This window comes from Vibrio amylolyticus, from assembly GCF_023145695.1.
Classification (GTDB): Bacteria; Pseudomonadota; Gammaproteobacteria; order Enterobacterales; family Vibrionaceae; genus Vibrio; species Vibrio amylolyticus.
On sequence record NZ_JAJHVV010000004.1, the window covers coordinates 23,838 to 42,872 of the forward strand.

The 19,035-nt window shown below is 43.3% G+C and carries 18 protein-coding genes; 10 read left to right on the forward strand and 8 right to left on the reverse strand.

The genetic code is table 11. The annotated features are described in order from the left end of the window. Nucleotides 1–91: 91 nt before the first annotated feature. Nucleotides 92–937, reverse strand: a complete 846-nt coding sequence (gene djlA, locus KP803_RS06945; RefSeq protein ID WP_248008130.1) for a co-chaperone DjlA — start codon at nt 935–937, stop codon at nt 92–94. 144 nt (nt 938–1,081) lie between these two features. Between djlA and lptD the strand changes: the two genes are divergently transcribed. From lptD to apaH, 6 genes are all read left to right on the forward strand, one after another. Continuing rightward, a complete protein-coding gene (gene lptD, locus KP803_RS06950; RefSeq protein WP_248008131.1) occupies nt 1,082–3,451 on the forward strand; it encodes an LPS assembly protein LptD in 2,370 nt (789 codons plus the stop codon). A 63-nt stretch (nt 3,452–3,514) separates the two neighbouring features. Then, the gene (surA, locus tag KP803_RS06955; RefSeq protein ID WP_248008132.1) at nt 3,515–4,810 is read left to right on the forward strand and encodes a peptidylprolyl isomerase SurA; all 1,296 of its coding nucleotides are present in this window, start codon (nt 3,515–3,517) and stop codon (nt 4,808–4,810) included. Further along, complete coding sequence (gene pdxA / locus KP803_RS06960; RefSeq protein ID WP_248008133.1) at nt 4,800–5,792, forward strand: 4-hydroxythreonine-4-phosphate dehydrogenase PdxA; 993 nt, start codon at nt 4,800–4,802, stop codon at nt 5,790–5,792. The genes surA and pdxA overlap by 11 nt, the downstream gene beginning before the upstream one ends. A gap of 28 nt (nt 5,793–5,820) precedes the next feature. Further along, a complete protein-coding gene (gene rsmA / locus KP803_RS06965; RefSeq protein WP_248008134.1) occupies nt 5,821–6,624 on the forward strand; it encodes a 16S rRNA (adenine(1518)-N(6)/adenine(1519)-N(6))-dimethyltransferase RsmA in 804 nt (267 codons plus the stop codon). Between the two features lie 78 nt (nt 6,625–6,702). Next, nucleotides 6,703–7,083 carry a Co2+/Mg2+ efflux protein ApaG gene (gene apaG / locus KP803_RS06970; protein WP_248008135.1) on the forward strand — a complete coding sequence of 127 codons (381 nt, stop codon included), beginning with the start codon at nt 6,703–6,705 and terminating at the stop codon, nt 7,081–7,083. A 9-nt stretch (nt 7,084–7,092) separates the two neighbouring features. After that, nucleotides 7,093–7,911: a bis(5'-nucleosyl)-tetraphosphatase (symmetrical) ApaH gene (gene apaH / locus KP803_RS06975; RefSeq protein WP_248008136.1), complete on the forward strand. Its 819-nt coding sequence runs from the start codon at nt 7,093–7,095 to the stop codon at nt 7,909–7,911. Nucleotides 7,912–7,962: 51 nt separating this feature from the next. Here the strand turns inward: apaH and folA are convergent, their stop codons facing one another. From folA to rplU, 6 genes are all read right to left on the reverse strand, one after another. Next, the gene (folA, locus tag KP803_RS06980; protein WP_248008137.1) at nt 7,963–8,442 is read right to left on the reverse strand and encodes a type 3 dihydrofolate reductase; all 480 of its coding nucleotides are present in this window, start codon (nt 8,440–8,442) and stop codon (nt 7,963–7,965) included. Nucleotides 8,443–8,463: 21 nt separating this feature from the next. Further along, nucleotides 8,464–8,931 (reverse strand): threonine/serine exporter family protein, encoded by a 468-nt coding sequence (locus tag KP803_RS06985; protein WP_248008138.1) that lies wholly within the window; start codon nt 8,929–8,931, stop codon nt 8,464–8,466. Further along, nucleotides 8,928–9,695: a threonine/serine exporter family protein gene (locus KP803_RS06990; protein WP_248008139.1), complete on the reverse strand. Its 768-nt coding sequence runs from the start codon at nt 9,693–9,695 to the stop codon at nt 8,928–8,930. Before KP803_RS06990 ends, KP803_RS06985 begins: the two co-directional genes overlap by 4 nt. 126 nt (nt 9,696–9,821) lie before the next feature. After that, the gene (gene cgtA, locus KP803_RS06995) at nt 9,822–10,997 is read right to left on the reverse strand and encodes an Obg family GTPase CgtA (RefSeq protein ID WP_248008140.1); all 1,176 of its coding nucleotides are present in this window, start codon (nt 10,995–10,997) and stop codon (nt 9,822–9,824) included. A gap of 171 nt (nt 10,998–11,168) precedes the next feature. After that, nucleotides 11,169–11,426: a 50S ribosomal protein L27 gene (rpmA, locus tag KP803_RS07000; protein ID WP_102404997.1), complete on the reverse strand. Its 258-nt coding sequence runs from the start codon at nt 11,424–11,426 to the stop codon at nt 11,169–11,171. 19 nt (nt 11,427–11,445) lie between these two features. Further along, a complete protein-coding gene (gene rplU / locus KP803_RS07005; protein ID WP_017034502.1) occupies nt 11,446–11,757 on the reverse strand; it encodes a 50S ribosomal protein L21 in 312 nt (103 codons plus the stop codon). Nucleotides 11,758–12,025: 268 nt separating this feature from the next. Between rplU and ispB the strand changes: the two genes are divergently transcribed. Then, the gene (gene ispB / locus KP803_RS07010) at nt 12,026–12,997 is read left to right on the forward strand and encodes an octaprenyl diphosphate synthase (RefSeq protein ID WP_248008455.1); all 972 of its coding nucleotides are present in this window, start codon (nt 12,026–12,028) and stop codon (nt 12,995–12,997) included. A gap of 146 nt (nt 12,998–13,143) precedes the next feature. On the opposite strand, the gene mdh is transcribed toward ispB, so the two are convergent. Next, a complete protein-coding gene (mdh, locus tag KP803_RS07015; RefSeq protein ID WP_248008141.1) occupies nt 13,144–14,079 on the reverse strand; it encodes a malate dehydrogenase in 936 nt (311 codons plus the stop codon). A 325-nt stretch (nt 14,080–14,404) separates the two neighbouring features. Between mdh and argR the strand changes: the two genes are divergently transcribed. The 3 genes from argR to KP803_RS07030 all read left to right on the forward strand — a co-directional run bounded on the left by argR (nt 14,405) and on the right by KP803_RS07030 (nt 18,959). Continuing rightward, nucleotides 14,405–14,875, forward strand: a complete 471-nt coding sequence (gene argR / locus KP803_RS07020) for a transcriptional regulator ArgR (RefSeq protein ID WP_248008142.1) — start codon at nt 14,405–14,407, stop codon at nt 14,873–14,875. Between the two features lie 329 nt (nt 14,876–15,204). Further along, complete coding sequence (locus KP803_RS07025) at nt 15,205–16,173, forward strand: TAXI family TRAP transporter solute-binding subunit (protein ID WP_248008143.1); 969 nt, start codon at nt 15,205–15,207, stop codon at nt 16,171–16,173. 209 nt (nt 16,174–16,382) lie between these two features. After that, nucleotides 16,383–18,959 (forward strand): TRAP transporter permease, encoded by a 2,577-nt coding sequence (locus KP803_RS07030; RefSeq protein ID WP_248008144.1) that lies wholly within the window; start codon nt 16,383–16,385, stop codon nt 18,957–18,959. Nucleotides 18,960–19,035: the final 76 nt, after the last annotated feature.

A 19,035-nucleotide genomic window follows, 5' to 3' on the forward strand; every position in this document is an offset into this window, starting at 1 on the left:
GGCTGTTAGCTTCTTTAAACGATAGAAATAATAAAGGCGAGTATTTTGTATAAAATACTCGCCTTTTGTTTTATCTGAACAATCAAATTGTTTACTTAAAGCCTTTGACCTTTTTAATTAGATCGTAAGCATTTTGAATATCTTGTGACTTCTCTTTCGCCACATTCATCATCTCTGGTGGTAACCCTTTTGCCATCAGCTTATCTGGGTGGTGTTCATTCATTAGTTTACGGTAAGCGCGTTTGATCTCTTTAGATTCTGCATTCTCACTGACGTCTAGAACATCATAAGCAGCCGCTAAATGATCGGCTTGGCTCTCTTGCTGCCAAGCACCTGAATGCTGACCGCCTTGGTGTGCTCCGCCACCATGTTGGAAACGAAACGCGGCTTCTTGCATACGTAAGCGTTGCTCAAGTTGAGCTGAAGAGAAGCCTAAGCCTTTCGCTATTTTATGCAGTACATCTCGCTCGCTCGGATGGATTTGGCCATCGGCAAACGCGGCTGAAATTTGTAGTTCTAAAAAGAACTGCAACAGATCAAATCGACCCGCAGCAGAAATTTTAACTCGCTCTAAAACGCTATCGAGTGGAAACCCTGAGTCTTTCCCTTCTCTAAACGCATTTTGTGCCGCTCGACGTTGCTCGCCATGAAGGTTCATTCGCTCCATCATGGTGGTCGCGAGTTGAATTTCTTGCGCAGTAACTTGCCCTTTCGCTTTCGCGACATGCCCCATGACTGCGAACGCCGCTTTAAAAAACTCTTCTTGTCGCTCGGTTTGGCTAGGTCCAGAACCAAAAGCCCCACTTCTAAAGCCCGCCTGGTTCAATCGACGCGCTTTATCAAATTGGTGCCCTATGAACAGGCCAAAAAACAACCCGAACACGTTACCAAATAGGAAGCCAAAGAAACCGCCCAGAATTTTGCCAAAAATATGCATTATGTGCTCTCAATCTCTGAATTTTTTTGCCACAAAGTGGTCTGATAGTGCCGTAAGCATGAAATTCCTTTATGATAGGGTCGTATTTTTATATTCGGACCACTATAACCGGATAAATCAAGTTCAACAGGACAGTAAAACTCGATGCCATTTTTTCCTCGCACTTTCATAGCCGCTTCCATCAGTACCGCCCTTTTAGTGCCTCAGACTAATGCTGAGGTGGTGCTTGATGAGGAAGTGAAAGAAATGCCTGCTTTCGGACAATGCCAAATATTAGACCCTATTGACCAATGCTTGGTCAATCGGCCTGAAGCAGAAAACCCAAATGAACTGCCAATTGATGTCGAAGCAAACAGCCTTGAAGCACTCAATAATCAAAAATCGGTCTATAAGGGCGATGTGATTATAACCCAAGGTAAAAAGCGCATGACCGCTGATGAGGTGACACTGCATCAGCAAGACAACGTTGTTGTTGCTAAGGGTAATGTTCATTTCAGTGATGGTGAAATAAAAACCATTTCAGACAAAGCGACCAATGATCTCAATACGGATGAATTAACCGCAGAGAACACTCAATATAATTTTCTCTGCGAACCGGGTCGTGGAGAAGCCGTATTCATGGCTAAAACGGGCAAAGCAGTTTATGAAATAGAAGATGGCAGCATTACGTCATGCCCTGAAGGTGACAACGCATGGCGAATGCGCGCAACTAGTATCGATATCGACCAAAACAAAGAACAAGCTACTTTCTATAATCCACGTTTTGAAATTCAAAACGTGCCTGTATTCTATTTGCCCTTCTTGACCGTACCGATTGGTGACACTCGTAAAACAGGCTTCTTATACCCAACGGTTAGTTACGGTTCTAGCGATGGCTTTGAGATGGAAGTTCCAATTTATTGGAACTTAGCGCCAAACTACGACCTAGAAACCACCATTAAATATATGCAAGAACGTGGCACACAGCTTAACAGTGAGTTTCGTTATCTGTCTGATTTGGGTACTGGTAATATCAAGTCTGAATATCTTCCCGATGATAAAAAATACACTGATGATGGCTACGCTGACCGCTGGGGTTTTCAATATCAGCATAATGGCATTTTTCAACAAGCATGGAAATTTGAAATTGACTATTCTCAAGTTAGTGATATCAGGTACTTTAGCCATATAGATTCAGATATCGGTAACCGTGAAGATGGGCAGCTACTACAAGAGGGACAGGCAACTTATCGCAGCGAATCTTGGGATGCGGCAATTCTAGTTAGGGATTTTCAGGTATTAAGTGAGAACAACTTACCCTACAGATTAATGCCTCAGCTTGAGTTTAATTATTATGCTCCGGCTGTAATGAAGCACCTCGACTTCGATGTAATCAGCCATATTTCTCGCTTTGAAACTGATGATGATAGTAAACCTTCGGCAACACGTGTCCATATTGAACCAGGCATTACGATTCCTCTAGCCAATACATGGGGCTCCTGGACCACTGAAGCGAGACTACTTGGCACTTATTATCAGCAAAATTTAGATGGAGTTACAGCACCTGAACTAGGAGATCTGGAAGAGAATGTATCTCGCCTTATACCTGAATTTAGGACGCACGCAGGTATAGTTTTAGAGCGAGATACTGTAGTACTTGATAGCTATACTCAAACTTTAGAGCCTCAAGTGCAGTACCTTTACGTACCGGACGAGTATCAAGAAGATATCTACTATTACGATTCTACTCAATTACAAACCGATTATTACGGCCTATTCCGTAGTAGGAAATATAGTGGCGTAGATAGAATAGAAGCGGCTAATCAATTTAGCTACGGTGCATCATCACGATTCTTTGATGATGCCTATAAAGAACGTTTGAATATATCTTTTGGTCAGATTTTTTATTTAAATAAATCTGAAGATGATATTCCCGAATCAGGAAACAAACCTTCAGATTATTCTGCATGGGCAGTCGAAATGGACTTTAACTACGATGATTACCTCTTTTATCATGGTGGTATTCAATACGATATAGAGTCTAGTGAGGTTCAACTCGGTAACAGTACTCTTGAGTATCGTTTTAGCGGGGGATATGTGCAAACCAACTACCGCTATGTAACTAAAGCTTACCTTGACAATACTGTTGGAGATACAGTCCCTGTCGGTGATATCACAGAAGATGGCATATCTCAGCTTGGCTTATTAGGTGGCTACCAAATAACCCCTAAATGGCACGCGAGTGCACAGTACTTCTATGATTTGACCATTGAAGAAGAGCTTGAATGGTTAGCTACATTACGCTATAGGTCAGACTGTTGGTATATCGGTTTTACTTATAGTAATCAGCTTATTAGCTGGACCCCAGGATTCTCACATTACCCAGATTCAACACCAGAATATGAGAAGAACCTTAGCATCAACTTCGGTATTGTTGGCTTTGGCACCACTATTGGTTCAGATTCAAGTGCTGCGGGAGCCTCAAGTGCCGGTAACTCACTGGGGTATGGTCGTCCATTCTTCTTAAACAACTAATCAATTTTTAGACTGACTGAGCAGGTTTACTTTCTCAGTCAGTAATGACTTATAGGATTTCAAATGAAACTGTGGAAACAGATCCTGCTTGGCAGCATCACAAGTTTAACGGTTGCAACCGTCAATGCTGGACCCGTCGCTCTAGATAAAATCGCTGTTATCGTCAACGAAGGCGTCGTACTACAAAGTGATATTGACACTGCATTCAAAACTCTACACGCAAATGCAAAAGACAGTGGTCAAGCACTACCTGAAGAGGGTGTACTGCGTGAGCAGGTATTAGAAAAATTGATCATTGATACCATTCAGCAGCAGGAAGCCGATCGCCTTGGTGTGCGTATTGATGACAATCGCCTGAACGAGGCAATTGCAGATATTGCAAAAAATAACGAGCAAACTATCGAGCAACTAACCGCCTCTGTTGAAAAAGAGGGGCTCACCTACGCTGCCTTCCGTGAACAAGTACGTAAAGAGATTGCAGCAAGTGAAGCTCGCAACGCTCTAGTTCGCCGTCGCATCAATATCCTTCCAGCAGAGGTCGATAATTTAGCTGATATCTTAGCGAATGAGACTAATGCAACGGTTCAGTACAAAGTAAGCCATATTCAACTTCGTTTTAATGATGAACAAGAAAAATCGGAGCTTGAAGCACAAGCTAACGATCTTGTTAAGCAGTTAAAAGAAGGTGAAAACTTTCAAACCATGGCTTACACCTACTCTAAAGGTCCAAAGGCTTTAGAAGGTGGCGATTGGGGCTGGATGCGTAAAGAAGAGATGCCAACCATCTTTGCCGATCAAATCAAATTACAGAATAAGGGGAGCATTATTGGTCCTTTCCGCAGTGGCATTGGCTTTCACATCTTAAAGATTGAAGATGTCAAAGGTCTAGAAGTTGTTGCGGTAACAGAAGTCAATGCTCGTCATATCCTAATTAAGCCAACCGTCATTCTAAGTGATGAAGGTGTACAACGAGACCTTCTTGAAATAACAAGACAAGTACTTACGGGAGAGGCTACTTTTGGCGACCTTGCTCAGCAGTATAGTCAAGACCCAGGCTCGGCAGTTCAAGACGGTGAACTTGGCTACCAAACACCAGATCTCTACGTGCCTGAATTTAAGCACCAAGTAGAAACTCTGCCAGTCGGTCAAATCAGTGAACCGTTTAAAACCGTTCATGGTTGGCACATAGTTGAAGTTATCGACCGTCGTGAAGTTGATCGCACAGACTCTGCCCTCAAAAACAAAGCCTACGGTATTTTATTCAACCGTAAGTTTAATGAGGAAGCGAGTGCTTGGCTGCAAGAGCTTCGTGCCAGTGCTTTTGTTGAAATCGTAGAGGAAGATCAAGATGTCGATTAAGCGTATCGTGGTAACCGCAGGTGAACCTGCCGGTATAGGACCCGATCTCGTTTTGGCTCTGTCTCAAGAGGATTGGAGCCATCAAATCGTTGTTTGTGCTGATAAGAATCTGATTGAGCAGCGAGCTCAATTACTCAACATCGATGTACATCTGATTGATTACAGTGAATCTTTAGCGATTACCCCTCAAAAAGCTGGCTCACTCGTCATTGACCATATTGAACTCGATGCGCCTTGTAAAGCCGGTGAGCTTGACGAAGCCAATGGCCACTATGTGTTAAAAACACTAGAAAGAGCCGCTTTAGGCTGTATGAATAACGAATTTGATGCTATTGTCACCGGCCCTGTTCATAAGGGAGTGATTAATCGAGCAGGTGTTGCTTTTAGTGGGCATACCGAGTTCTTTGCTGAGAAATCGAATACACCACTCGTGGTAATGATGTTAGCGACAGAAGGGTTACGCGTTGCTTTAGTAACGACCCATATCCCTCTCGCTTATGTATCAAAAGCGGTTACAGCAGAACGGCTTGAAAAAATCATCCATATCCTTTATCAAGACTTAGTAAATAAGTTTGCGATCGAAAATCCATCCATCTACGTATGCGGCTTAAACCCTCATGCCGGTGAAGATGGCTGCTTGGGTCGTGAAGAGATAGAGACAATAACACCAACACTAGAAAAAATTCGTCAAAGAGATGGCATTGATTTAATCGGCCCACTACCAGCCGATACCATCTTCAATGACAAATACTTACAAAAAGCGGATGCTGTACTCGGTATGTATCACGACCAAGCTCTCCCTGTCTTAAAATACAAAGGCTTTGGTCGCTCCGTAAATATTACTCTTGGTCTACCCTTTATAAGAACATCGGTTGATCACGGCACCGCACTCGATCTTGCAGGGACTGGCAGCGCGGACACAGGGAGCTTTAAAACAGCACTGACATACGCGATTGACTTGGTAGATAAACAACCTAATTAATGCAATAAGCACGAACTTCGAGATAAATATGAGAAATGATGTCCACTTAGGGCACAAAGCGCGTAAACGTTTTGGTCAAAACTTCCTAAATGATCCTTACATTATTGATGGGATTGTTTCAGGTATTAACCCACTTCCAGGGCAGAACCTTGTTGAAATTGGTCCTGGATTAGGGGCTATTACCGAGCCTGTCGGTAAGCTTGTTGATAAGTTTACTGTGATTGAATTAGATAGAGACCTTGCTGAGCGTCTGCGTAACCACCCAGACCTAGCGGATAAGCTTACTATTCATGAAGGCGATGCAATGAAGTTCGACTTCGAACAACTTGTAAAGCCAAATAATAAGCTACGTATCTTTGGTAATCTACCTTACAACATCTCAACACCATTGATGTTCCACCTTTTTGAGTTCCATAAAGATATTCAAGATATGCACTTTATGCTCCAAAAAGAAGTGGTTAACCGTTTGGCTGCGGGCCCTGGTAGTAAAGCATACGGTCGCTTAACCGTCATGGCTCAATACTACTGCAAGGTAACACCGGTTCTTGAAGTACCGCCAACTGCATTTGTTCCGCCACCTAAGGTTGACTCAGCCGTGGTTCGCCTAATGCCATATGAAGTACTGCCTTACCCAGCTAAAGACCTAAAATGGTTAGACCGTGTTTGTCGTGAAGGCTTTAACCAACGCCGAAAAACAGTACGTAACTGTTATAAGAGCTTAATTGATAAAGAACAACTAGAAGCACTTGGGGTGAATCCAAGCATGCGTCCAGAGAACCTGACCTTAGAGCAGTTTGTTGATATGGCTAACTGGTTAACAGAGAATCATTAGTACGCTATTTTCAGCCCCTATTTACAGATATATAAATAGGGGCTAGTTTTTTGAACGCTACAACGGATTGGAGTGATCATGATTGAGCCTACCCCAGAAATCAAAATCCACGTTCAAACCAAGTATGTAGAAGAGCAGTCGACGCCTGACAAACAACACTACGTATTTGCTTACCTCATCACCATTAAAAATCTAAGCGATCAAACCGTCCAGCTACTCAGTCGCCGCTGGCTCATTACCGATGCTGATGGAAAGCAACTTACCATTGAAGGCGAAGGGGTCGTTGGACAGCAGCCACATATAGAGAGTACTGAAGAGTACAGCTATACCAGTGCAACCGCGATTGAAACACCGATTGGCGTGATGCAAGGCCAATATATTTTTCATGACGCTAATGGTGATGAATTTACGACTGAGATTACGCCATTTCGTCTCGCTATTCCTAATATTCTTAATTAAGGATTCCGCTTGTCTACCTATATTGTTGGTGATCTTCAAGGCTGCTTTGATGAGCTACAGTGTCTGCTTGAAAAAGTAAAATTCACAACCGATAACGATACGCTATGGGTAACGGGTGATCTCGTTGCACGCGGGCCTAAATCACTAGAGACACTTAGGTTTATTAAAAGCCTTGGGGCATCTGCACAGATTATATTAGGTAATCATGATCTTCACCTATTGGGCGTATCACTAGGTATTCATAAAGTAAAAGATAAAGACAAGACAGCCCCTATCTTTGATGCGCCTGATAAGGAAGAGTTACTCAATTGGCTGCGGCACCAACCTTTGCTTGCTGAACATGATGATTTTGTAATGACACACGCCGGTATATCGCCTCAATGGAGTCTTAAACAGGCTAAAAGTGCCGCCAAAGAAGTAGAGCAAGTGTTGAAAAGTGATCGTTGGCAATGGCTGATTGAGAACATGTACAGCAACACGCCGTCATTGTGGAATCAAGAATTACAAGGCATTGAACGCTACCGCTATAGCATTAACGCACTAACAAGAATGCGCTACTGTTATTCAGACTCCAGTCTGGATATGGCCTGTAAGCTTCCTCCTAGTCAACAAATGAACCAGAAGGGAAACGAGCTCACTCCATGGTTTATGCTGGAGTCTCGATTAGAGTTAGAAAAGGCCGTCGTTTTTGGTCACTGGGCGGCTCTGGAAGGGTATGATGATAAGAAGGTTATCGGTCTAGACACTGGCTGTGTTTGGGGGGGAAAACTCACTATGCTTCGTTGGGAAGATAAGCGCTACTTTGAACAAGAGGCTCTTTCTCAATAATGCATAAGGGCTAATCATTTTAGCCCTATTAGTCTACTTAATTACAGTGCTCTAGCGTTCCAAAATAGTGAAACGCATATTGTAAGCATTCTTCTCATCCGCACTATAGTCTTCCGAATAACTTTCAGTAAAATCATCACCCCAGCTCGGAAACTGTGTATCGCCATCAATCTTTGCATCAATATAAGTAACGTAGAGCTTATTAGCGATTGGAAGACAAGCGCTGTAGATCGCTCCCCCCCCAATAATCATCACCTCTTCAACATCACCAGCCGCTTGGATTGCAGCCTCAATTGACGTTGCCATTGCCACACCTTCAATGTCTAAATTAGGATCTCGGCTAATCACGATATTCGGACGCCCAGGAAGTGCTCGACCAATAGAATCGTACGTTTTTCTCCCCATGATCACAGGTTTCCCCATAGTACTGCGCTTAAACCATGCAAAGTCAGCAGGCAGATGCCATGGCATTTGATTGTCTTTACCGATAACTCGATTGTCTGCCATCGCGGCAATCATACTAATGATCATATCCGTGTTCCTAATTCGATTCTATACAATGGGTTTACGACGGTAGAATAACAGCCCCGGCATTGCTAATCCAATCACTAAACCTGCAATAATAAACATCGCCTTCAGAAAGTTATCAAACAACGTTGCAACTAGTTCAGGTGAGTAACCTAACTGGTTCATCTCCACCATGGCAATCATCGCTTTGAAGGCAAAAACTCCTGGCACCATTGGGATCATTGCAGCGACGGTAAAGACTTTTGGATGAGCCAAAAACCGATGTGACCAGTGGACACCGATCATTCCAACAATCGTCGCAGCAAAGAATGTGGCCCACTCAATAGGGATACCAAAATGCATCATCAAATAGCGAGAGCCATGACCAATCGCCCCACCTAACGCGCAATAGACTAAAGCCTTTTGAGGAACATTAAAAACAAGTGCAAAACCGACTGCGGGAATAGCCGAAAACAGCATGTCATGTAGAAGCCCTAAGAACAGATCCATCATAAACCCCACCCCCAGACATCCATCAAACTCATCGCACCAACGATTCCTAAACAAGTTGCAAGAGTCAGTAAGCTTGCCATAACAAAACGAGCCATACCCATATTGATGTAGCCTTTGAGCATATCGGCAACTGAGTTTATCAACGGAAACCCAGGAACCAACATCAACACCGCTGAAGCCATAACTAGGGAGGGTTGGTTACCAATAGAGAAGAGCACAGCTTGCGCAGATACAATCGTGGTAACAAATGCTGTGAAAGCAAAATTAACCATCGGGTTAAAGTGGCGGTGACCAATCTCTTGCCGAACCACCATTCCAACTGATGAAGCAAGGAAGGTTATCAAAAAAACGCCGAGATCCCCACCTGCTAACCGACTAAACGCAGCACACGACAAGCCAATCATACCGACGACTAACCAACGGTTATAGCGTTCAGGGGTAACATCATTCAGTTTTTGTTGGGCTAATTGATGATCGAGAATCCCCTTTTCAAGCATGATACAAATCCTTTGGATCTGAGTAATCACGCGCATATTAATACCTCGATCTGGGCTACGCCTTGCAGTGGTAATGCAGTGGTCTTGATAAACCGTCGTAACGACGAGCGAGCTTGCTGAAAGCGAAACCTCTACCTCATCCATTCCGCTAGCGATGCCAATACGTTGAGTAATACTACCGACTAAAGTACTTTCTGCGCCATGAGCAAGTAACATCTGCCCCGCCTGAGCAATGAGACGTGATACTTGTCTCTGTTTTGAAGACATGATTCCTTCCAATATTCTTCGTTTAGATAACCGTATATTGCCTTAAAAAAGAGCAGTTAAACATCTTATGGATATAAAAAAACCGCAATCATTGATTGCGGTTTCATGGAGTACGAATAGCTCTAACTAGTCACGAACATAGATAACATGACCGTCATCTTCTTCGTCGTCCCAATCATCTTCATCGTCCCAATCATCTTCAGTAACAACGTTATCGCCACTCATTGCATCTTTGTGGTAATCGTCCCACATGAAGTCAACTTTGTCTTCTTCATCAACTTCTTCAAGCTCACGTGGCAGCTCTTCCATAAAGTCGGCAAGTTTGTAACAAAGCTCTTGAGTACCGCTCTTATTAATCGCTGAAACTTTGAAGAAATCCCCTTCCCAAGCAAGCGCTTCAATGATCTCTTGGATCTTTTCATCCGCCTCTTCTTCAGGCATCAGATCAACTTTGTTGAAAACTAGCCACCTTGGTTTCTCTGAAAGCTTTTCACTATACTGCTCAAGCTCATCGATGATCGTTAGGGCATTTTGTGCCGGATCACTTTCATCAATTGGCATGATGTCAATCATGTGAATAAGAACGCGACAACGTTCTAAGTGCTTAAGGAAACGAATCCCAAGACCTGCACCATCCGCAGCACCTTCGATCAAACCAGGGATATCTGCAACAACAAAGCTTTTTCCAGGTACAACACTTACAACCCCTAAACTTGGGATCAAAGTAGTAAACGGATAGTCAGCAACTTTAGGCTTCGCTGCTGATACAGAGCGGATAAAGGTCGATTTACCTGCATTAGGTAGACCTAGCATACCTACGTCAGCCAATAGCAATAGCTCAAGACGAAGTTCACGAACTTCACCTTTGGTACCCATTGTCTTCTGACGCGGTGCGCGGTTTACTGACGATTTAAAGCGTGTGTTGCCTAAACCGTGCCAGCCACCTTTAGCGACCATGATTTTTTTACCATGCTCGGCCACTTCACCCACAATTTCATTGGTGTGAATATCAACCGCTCGCGTACCGACTGGTACACGCATTACTTTGTCTTTACCGCGCTTACCGGTACAGTTACCACCGCGACCATTCTCACCACGCTCTGCGTCGTAAAAACGCTGAAAGCGATAATCAATCAAGGTGTTTAGGTTTTCATCAGCCTGTAGATAAACGTCACCGCCATCACCGCCATCACCACCATCAGGACCACCTTTGGTGATGAACTTTTCTCGCCAAAAACTTACGGTACCATTACCGCCATCACCGGCTTCAACTTTAACCGTTGCTTCATCAACAAATTTCATTTTACACTCCACTCATGCACGTGGGAAATCACTACTAGTCTAGTAGACGTTAGACCATAAATCCCAGTGTTCTAGGCTCTAGGGTATAGCGTCTATAAATAAAAAACCCCGCCAAATCGGCAGGGCTTTTGAATTCAGCTTAAAAGCTAATATAACTAAGCAGTTGCTTAATTACTCGCTTTCGATGCTAACGAATTTACGGTTTTTAGGACCTTTAACTGCAAATTTCACTTTACCTTCAGTAAGAGCGAAAAGAGTGTGGTCTTTACCGATACCAACGTTAGTGCCAGCGTGGAACTTAGTACCACGTTGACGAACGATGATGTTACCTGCAAGAACAGATTCACCACCGAAACGCTTAACACCAAGACGTTTGCTTTCTGAATCGCGGCCGTTATTAGTAGAACCACCAGCTTTTTTATGTGCCATTGTTAAACTCTCCTAATACTTAAGCGTTAATACCAGTGATTTTCACTTCCGTGAACCACTGACGGTGACCTTGCTCTTTACGAGAGTGCTTACGACGACGGAACTTAACGATTTTAACTTTATCGCCACGACCGTGTTGTACTACTTCCGCAGTCACTTTGCCACCTTCAACAAGAGGTGCACCAACAGCGATTTCTTCGCCGTTAGCAATAAGAAGAACTTTATCAAATTCTACTGTTGCACCAGTTTCAACGTCTAATTTCTCTAAACGAAGGGTTTGACCTTCGCTAACTCGGTGTTGTTTGCCACCAGATTGGAAAACAGCGTACATATTTTACTCCGCTTTTTCCGCACAGCCTTTGGTTGTTATTTGAACAACTCGGGTGTGCGCTAAACTAATCAATAGGGCGCAGATTCTACGGGAATCATACGACTATGACAAGCCATATTTTTAAAAAATTGGCGAAAACCTGTTCGCCAAAGAAAAGTGCAGCAATCATGCCCTTTAGTCGTGTATTTTTCAACGTTTTTTAGTGTACTATTCAGCTACTAAAGAAGATAAGAATACCTTACAGGGTCTAACCTCAGCCGGATTTATGATGGATTTTAAAGCTATCCAAGCGCTTACTGCCGATGACATGGCAAAAGTTAATGAAACAATTCAAGCTCAACTCAACTCTGATGTCTCTTTAATCAATCAATTGGGATATTACATCGTAAGTGGTGGTGGTAAGCGCCTACGCCCACTGCTCGCGATCTTGTCAGCACGCGCCTTAGGTTATCAAGGTGAGGCTCATACAACGGCCGCTGCATTTATTGAATTTATCCACACTGCTACTCTGTTGCACGATGATGTCGTTGATGAATCAGACATGCGTAGAGGTAAAGAAACCGCTAATGCCGCCTTTGGTAATGCAGCGAGTGTATTGGTTGGTGATTTCATTTATACCCGCTCATTTCAGATGATGACAACATTAGGATCATTAAGGATCCTTGAATTAATGAGTGAGTCTGTAAATGTTATCGCGGAAGGTGAAGTGCAGCAATTAATGAACTGTAATGATCCTGACACTAGCGAACAAAGCTATATGCAGGTCATCTACTCTAAGACTGCTCGTTTGTTTGAAGCCGCAACTCAAATAGGAGCGATCTTGAATGAGGCACCACAAGAGATCGAAGTTGCACTGCAAAACTATGGCAAGTATTTAGGCACCGCGTTCCAGCTTATTGATGACGTCATGGATTACACCTCTGATGGCAAAGAGATGGGCAAAAATGTTGGTGATGACCTTGCTGAAGGGAAACCGACTCTACCACTGCTTCATGCGATGCGTAACGGTAATGAGCAGCAAGCACTTATGATTCGAGAGGCCATCGAGCATTCAAACGGAATGGAGCGTCTTGATGATATCCTTGCAACAATGAAAGAATGCGGCTCATTAGAGTATACGACGGAGAAGGCACTGGTTGAGGCTGATAAAGCCATTGCAGAATTAGCAGTACTGCCAGAATCTGAATATAAAGAAGCTCTGATCACACTTGCTCATTTGGCAGTCAAGCGTACTAAATAGATAAGTCGCTTTCTTTTTCTCTATAATAAAGAAGGTATCACTTATTCTGCACTCGTTTTAAAACATAGTGACAATAAAAAAGCTGATCGAAAGATCAGCTTTTTTTGTTTTATAACTCACTCTATTTAGAGTGTTAAAAAATACTTTTATTTGGCGAATTCAATACCAATCTCAATGTCACCATTAAGTGTTGGTAGCATGCCATCAAGTGCCGCTTTCTCGTAATCACTCAGCTCGCCGTAGCTCAAGATAGCTTCAGCGCCGTCTTTACCTAATTTAACTGGCTGTGCGAAGAATGGAGCGTGCTCACCGGCCCCTTCAACATAAGCACATTCAATCACGGAATCATCACCCTGCAAAGCTTTTACAAGCGCTAGACCGAAGCGACAAGCCGCCTGCCCCATAGAAAGCGTTGCACTACCGCCACCAGCTTTTGCTTCTACAACTTCTGTACCTGCATTTTGAATACGCTTAGTGAGTGCTTCCACTTCTTCAGCGGTAAAATCAACCCCTTCAACTTGAGACAGTAGAGGAAGGATGGTAACACCAGAGTGACCACCAATAACTGGAACACGAATATCACCAGGATCTTTGTCTTTTAAAGCCGCTACAAACGTTTCACTTCGGATCACATCCAACGTTGTCACACCAAACAGTTTACGCTTATCGTATACACCTGCTTTCTTTAGTACTTCAGCAGCAATAGGAACCGTTGTGTTTACTGGGTTAGTAATGATACCAACACAAGCGGTAGGACATGTCACAGCAATTTTTTCAGCAAGAGACTTTACGATCCCTGCGTTTACATTAAATAGATCAGCACGATCCATTCCTGGTTTACGTGCAACACCTGCTGAAATTAACACAACGTCAGCACCTTCCAATGCAGGCGTTGGATCTTCACCTGAGTAACCTTTAATTGAAACAGGGGTTGGAATGTGGCTTAAATCAGCAGCAACACCGGGTGTCACTGGAGCAATATCATATAGGGCTAAATCTGAACCCGCTGGAAGGCGGTTTTTAAGAAGAAGGGCTAAAGCTTGGCCGATGCCACCAGCGGCACCAATTACGGCTACTTTCATTGTTGTCTCCTTGAGAGTAGATCTCTTATAAATGTTATGTAGGGTATTCTGTAATTGCTAACAGCAAAAATATATTATTCATAACTTGATTACAATCAATTAACGTTCGCTTTGCGACCTAGCGCAACTCGATAATTACGTGCTACATTACTGATTAAATTATCGGATTAATAACCTTAAATGACAAGAACTTAAGGCTTATATCAAAGAGGTTTATAAAATAGTTTACAGTGACGCCTTAGACAGAATTTATGCCAAGGGTTTGGCTTAATCTGCATAGCTATGCCAAGATATGCACGTTCAAATCAACCATAGAATCGAAATCATGCGCAATACAGAGAAACAAGATAACCTAGTTCGAGCTTTCAAATCCCTTCTAAAAGAAGAGAGATTCGGTTCTCAAGGCGATATAGTTGATGCTTTAAAGAATGAAGGTTTTGAGAATATCAACCAATCAAAAGTATCTCGAATGCTCACCAAGTTCGGCGCAGTCAGAACTCGTAATGCAAAAATGGAAATGGTCTATTGCTTGCCAGCAGAACTCGGTGTTCCAACCGTTTCAAGCTCCCTTAGAGAGTTGGTGTTAGATATAGACCGAAATGCTGCCATTGTAGTTATTCATACTGGTCCCGGTGCTGCACAGCTTATTGCCCGACTATTAGATTCACTAGGGAAATCAGAGGGTATTCTCGGTGTGGTCGCAGGCGACGATACGATCTTTATTACTCCAACTCTCTCAGTAACCACGGAGCAGCTCTTTGAATCGGTGTGTGAACTGTTCGAATACACTGGCTAAATACTTTAGCTATTAATATTGGTCGCGATTTTATTCTAGTAATCGTGACCAAGTTCACATCTAAGAAATCTTACCTTAAGCCTATAAAAACAACATAAACCACTGAAATTAATGAATTTATATTTACTTACAGGCATTAACCCTATCATTACAACTCAGTCTAATCATCTACATTTCTTAACATTGATATAATTATCCTCCTTTTTTTTGCTATTATTCAGCCACTTTTCCAGTGTATGGATTGGAAAAGATGCCGTTTCCAAACGAGGAAACTCTCAAAACAACTACACTTGTTTTGGGGCTAATAATGAATTAAGGAAGGAATATTCATGGCATTTAACAAACTTATTAAGATCGGTGTAATTGCCGCTGCAGTAATGGGCGCAGGCGCTGTCAACGCTCAAGAATTCATCACTATTGGTACCGGTTCTGTAACGGGTGTTTATTACCCAACTGGTGGTGCAATTTGTAAACTCGTGAATAAAGGCCGTAAAGAGCACAACATTCGTTGTTCAGTAGAATCAACAGGTGGCTCAATTTATAACGTCAATACTATTCGCGCTGGTGAATTAGACTTTGGTGTTGTTCAGTCTGACTGGCAATATCACGGTTACAACGGTACGAGTAAGTTTTCTGAACAAGGTCCGTACAAAAAGCTACGCGCAATGTTCTCTTTGCATACTGAACCATTCAACATTATCGCTCGCTCAGATGCCGGCATTAATGGTGTTGAAGATCTAAAAGGTAAGCGAGTTAATATCGGTAATCCAGGCTCTGGTGATCGTGCAACAATGGGCGTAGTAATGGACGCACTTGGTTGGACTAATGATAGCTTCAAACTTGCATCAGAACTGAAAGGTTCAGAGCGTTCACAAGCGCTTTGTGATAACAAAATTGATGCGTTCATCTACATGGTTGGTCACCCGAATGGCTCAATCAAAGAAGCAACAACATCGTGTGATGCTAAGCTAGTTTCTGCAACAGGTCCTCAAATCGATAAGATCGTTGCTGACAACCCATACTATGCATACAGCACAGTGCCTGCAGGCATGTATCGTGGCACAGAAGGCGATGTTAACAGCTTTGGTGTTGCGGCAACGATGGTAACAACAACAGATGTATCTGATGATATCGCATACAACGTTGCTAAAGCCGTATTTGAGAACTTTGAAACGTTCAAACGTCTTCACCCTGCATTTGCTAACCTGAAAAAAGAAGACATGGTGAAAGCTGGTCTATCTATTCCGCTACACCCAGGTGCCGAAAAATACTACAAAGAAATGGGCTTACTTAAGTAAGTGCATGACTAAGTATATCAAGGGGGCGTAACGCCTCCTTGATAATTGCACCCCTAATTGATTTTAACTGCTAGAAAATCAACCTCAATTAACATCTATAATTACTACCACTAGTGCTGTGTCGGTCGAAAAATATCGACCTTTGATCTCAGAGAGACACTCAGGCGCACTATAGTTAAACCAGACCATCGATAATAAGGACAAAGTACATGACGCAGACAACAACACCGTCTCAAGATGTGCAAGAAATGGTGGCACAATCCGATACAGGCGCGCGCAATCCAAAGGGGATTCCTGGGCGTGTTCTTTGGTTTGTACCGCTATGTTGGTCACTGTTCCAACTTTGGTATGCGTCTCCGCTACCATTCATTTTTAATTTTGCTGTACTCAATGACACTCAAGCTCGTGCCATTCATCTTACTTTCGCTATATTTTTGGCCTTTACAGCTTATCCTGCGTCAAAGAATTCTTCACGTGACCATATTCCAATCATTGACTGGTTACTGGCTCTCGCGGGGAGTTTCTCTGCAGCTTATATTTATCTCTTTTATACCGAACTCGCGGGCCGCTCTGGCGCACCGACGACAGCGGATATTGTTGCTGCCGTTACAGGTATGGTGCTTCTACTCGAGGCAACAAGGCGAGCGCTAGGTCCACCATTAATGGTGGTTGCCGCTGTTTTCTTGCTCTACACATTTGGCGGTCCACATATGCCAGATGTCATCGCCCATAAAGGGGCGAGCCTGAACAAAGCGATGTCCCATCTTTGGTTAACAACTGAGGGTGTATTTGGCGTCGCGCTTGGTGTTTCTACCTCATTTGTTTTCTTGTTTGTACTGTTTGGGGCCATGCTCGAGCGCGCTGGCGCTGGTGCTTACTTTATAAAAGTGGCTTTCTCTCTGCTTGGTCACATGAAAGGCGGCCCAGCAAAAGCGGCAGTAGTTGCTTCTGGCTTATCAGGCCTTGTTTCAGGTTCTTCAATCGCGAACGTAGTAACAACAGGTACCTTTACCATCCCTCTCATGAAGCGAGTCGGCTTTCCGGGAACAAAAGCGGGTGCTGTAGAAGTTGCAGCGTCGACCAATGGTCAGCTAACGCCACCAATCATGGGTGCTGCTGCATTCTTAATGGTTGAGTATGTGGGAATCTCATACGTAGAAGTCATTAAAGCGGCGCTTCTACCTGCACTGATCTCTTATATTGCCCTTATCTACATCGTTCACTTAGAAGCGTGTAAAGCGGGTATGACGGGCCTTCCACGTCGCCACACACCAACTTGGATTCAAAGCATTCTCTCATTCACTGGCACAATTATCGGCTTAGGTGTAATGAGTGCAATTGTGTACTACGGTGTGGGTTGGACTAAAGATGTCTTTGGCAATGCGGCGACACCAATAGTGACGATTGCATTATTACTGGCTTATGTTGGGCTCGTTCGCATCTCTTCGAAATATTCAGAAGGCGGAATGGATCTTGATGCTGACCTAACCGAGGTCCCAGATCCAGGACCAACCATTAAGTCAGGCCTGCACTTCCTACTTCCAATCGTGGTACTGGTGTGGTGCTTAACTGTCGAACGTTTTTCTCCAGGTCTGTCTGCGTTTTGGGCTACCGTCTTCATGATATTTATCTTGATTACTCAGCGTCCACTGATGGCGATTATGTCTAAATCTGACAATGTTTCTGAACAAGTAAAAGCAGGCTTTGTCGATTTAGCAGAAAGCTTAGTATCTGGTGCTCGTAACATGATCGGTATTGGTGTTGCGACTGCAGCCGCAGGGACAGTTGTTGGCGTAGTAACGCTAACCGGTATAGGGCTTGTTATGACCGACTTTGTCGAGTTTATCTCAGGCGGTAACATCCTTCTTATGCTGTTGTTTACTGCTGTTATTAGCTTGATCTTAGGTATGGGGCTTCCGACAACAGCGAACTACATTGTTGTTTCGACCTTGATGGCACCTGTTATCGTTACACTTGGCGCCGCGCATGGTCTTATCATTCCATTGATTGCCGTTCACTTATTTGTGTTCTATTTCGGTATTCTTGCTGATGATACCCCTCCAGTCGGTTTAGCGGCGTTTGCGGCGGCAGCTATCGCGAAATCTGACCCAATTCGAACGGGTATCCAAGGTTTTACCTACGACATTCGAACTGCAATTTTGCCATTTATGTTTATCTTTAATACCCAGTTACTATTGATGGGCATTGATTCTTGGTGGCATTTATTTTTAACCATCTTTTCTTCAGTAACAGCAGTACTCATTTTCGCTGCCGCGACTCAAGGTTGGTGGTTCACTAAAAACAAATGGTGGGAGACAATCCTGCTTCTCGTGCTGACCTTCTCATTCTTCCGACCAGGATTCTGGTGGGATATGCTTTACCCAGAAAAAGTTATCTCTCCTGGTGCTGAGATTGTTCAAATAACAGAAGGGCTATCTGTGGGACAATCTCTTGAATTAAGAGTAGGAGGCGAAAATTTAGAAGGGAATTACTCTGAAAAAACCGTTCGTCTTCCGTTCGAAGATTCCGCTCTCACAAGCGAAGAACGAATTTCTTCAATGGGATTAATGCTCACGGAATCTGAAGGCAAGATGATAGTAGATATGGTCGAATTTGGAAGCCCGGCAGAAGCAGCTGGTATCGATTTCGACTGGGAAATAAAATCTGTGATCCAAGATGCCGATAGACCAATGAAAGAGTGGGTATTTGCTCCTACCCTTATTATCTTAATTGTTCTAGGGTTAAATCAAAGAAGGCGCGCTAGAAAGGAAGAGTTAAGCGCGTAATGAGATGACCTTATCTTTACTGACAAATTAACAACGTTTAAGTTCGGTGAGATAAGGTCAATAATAGAAAGGATTG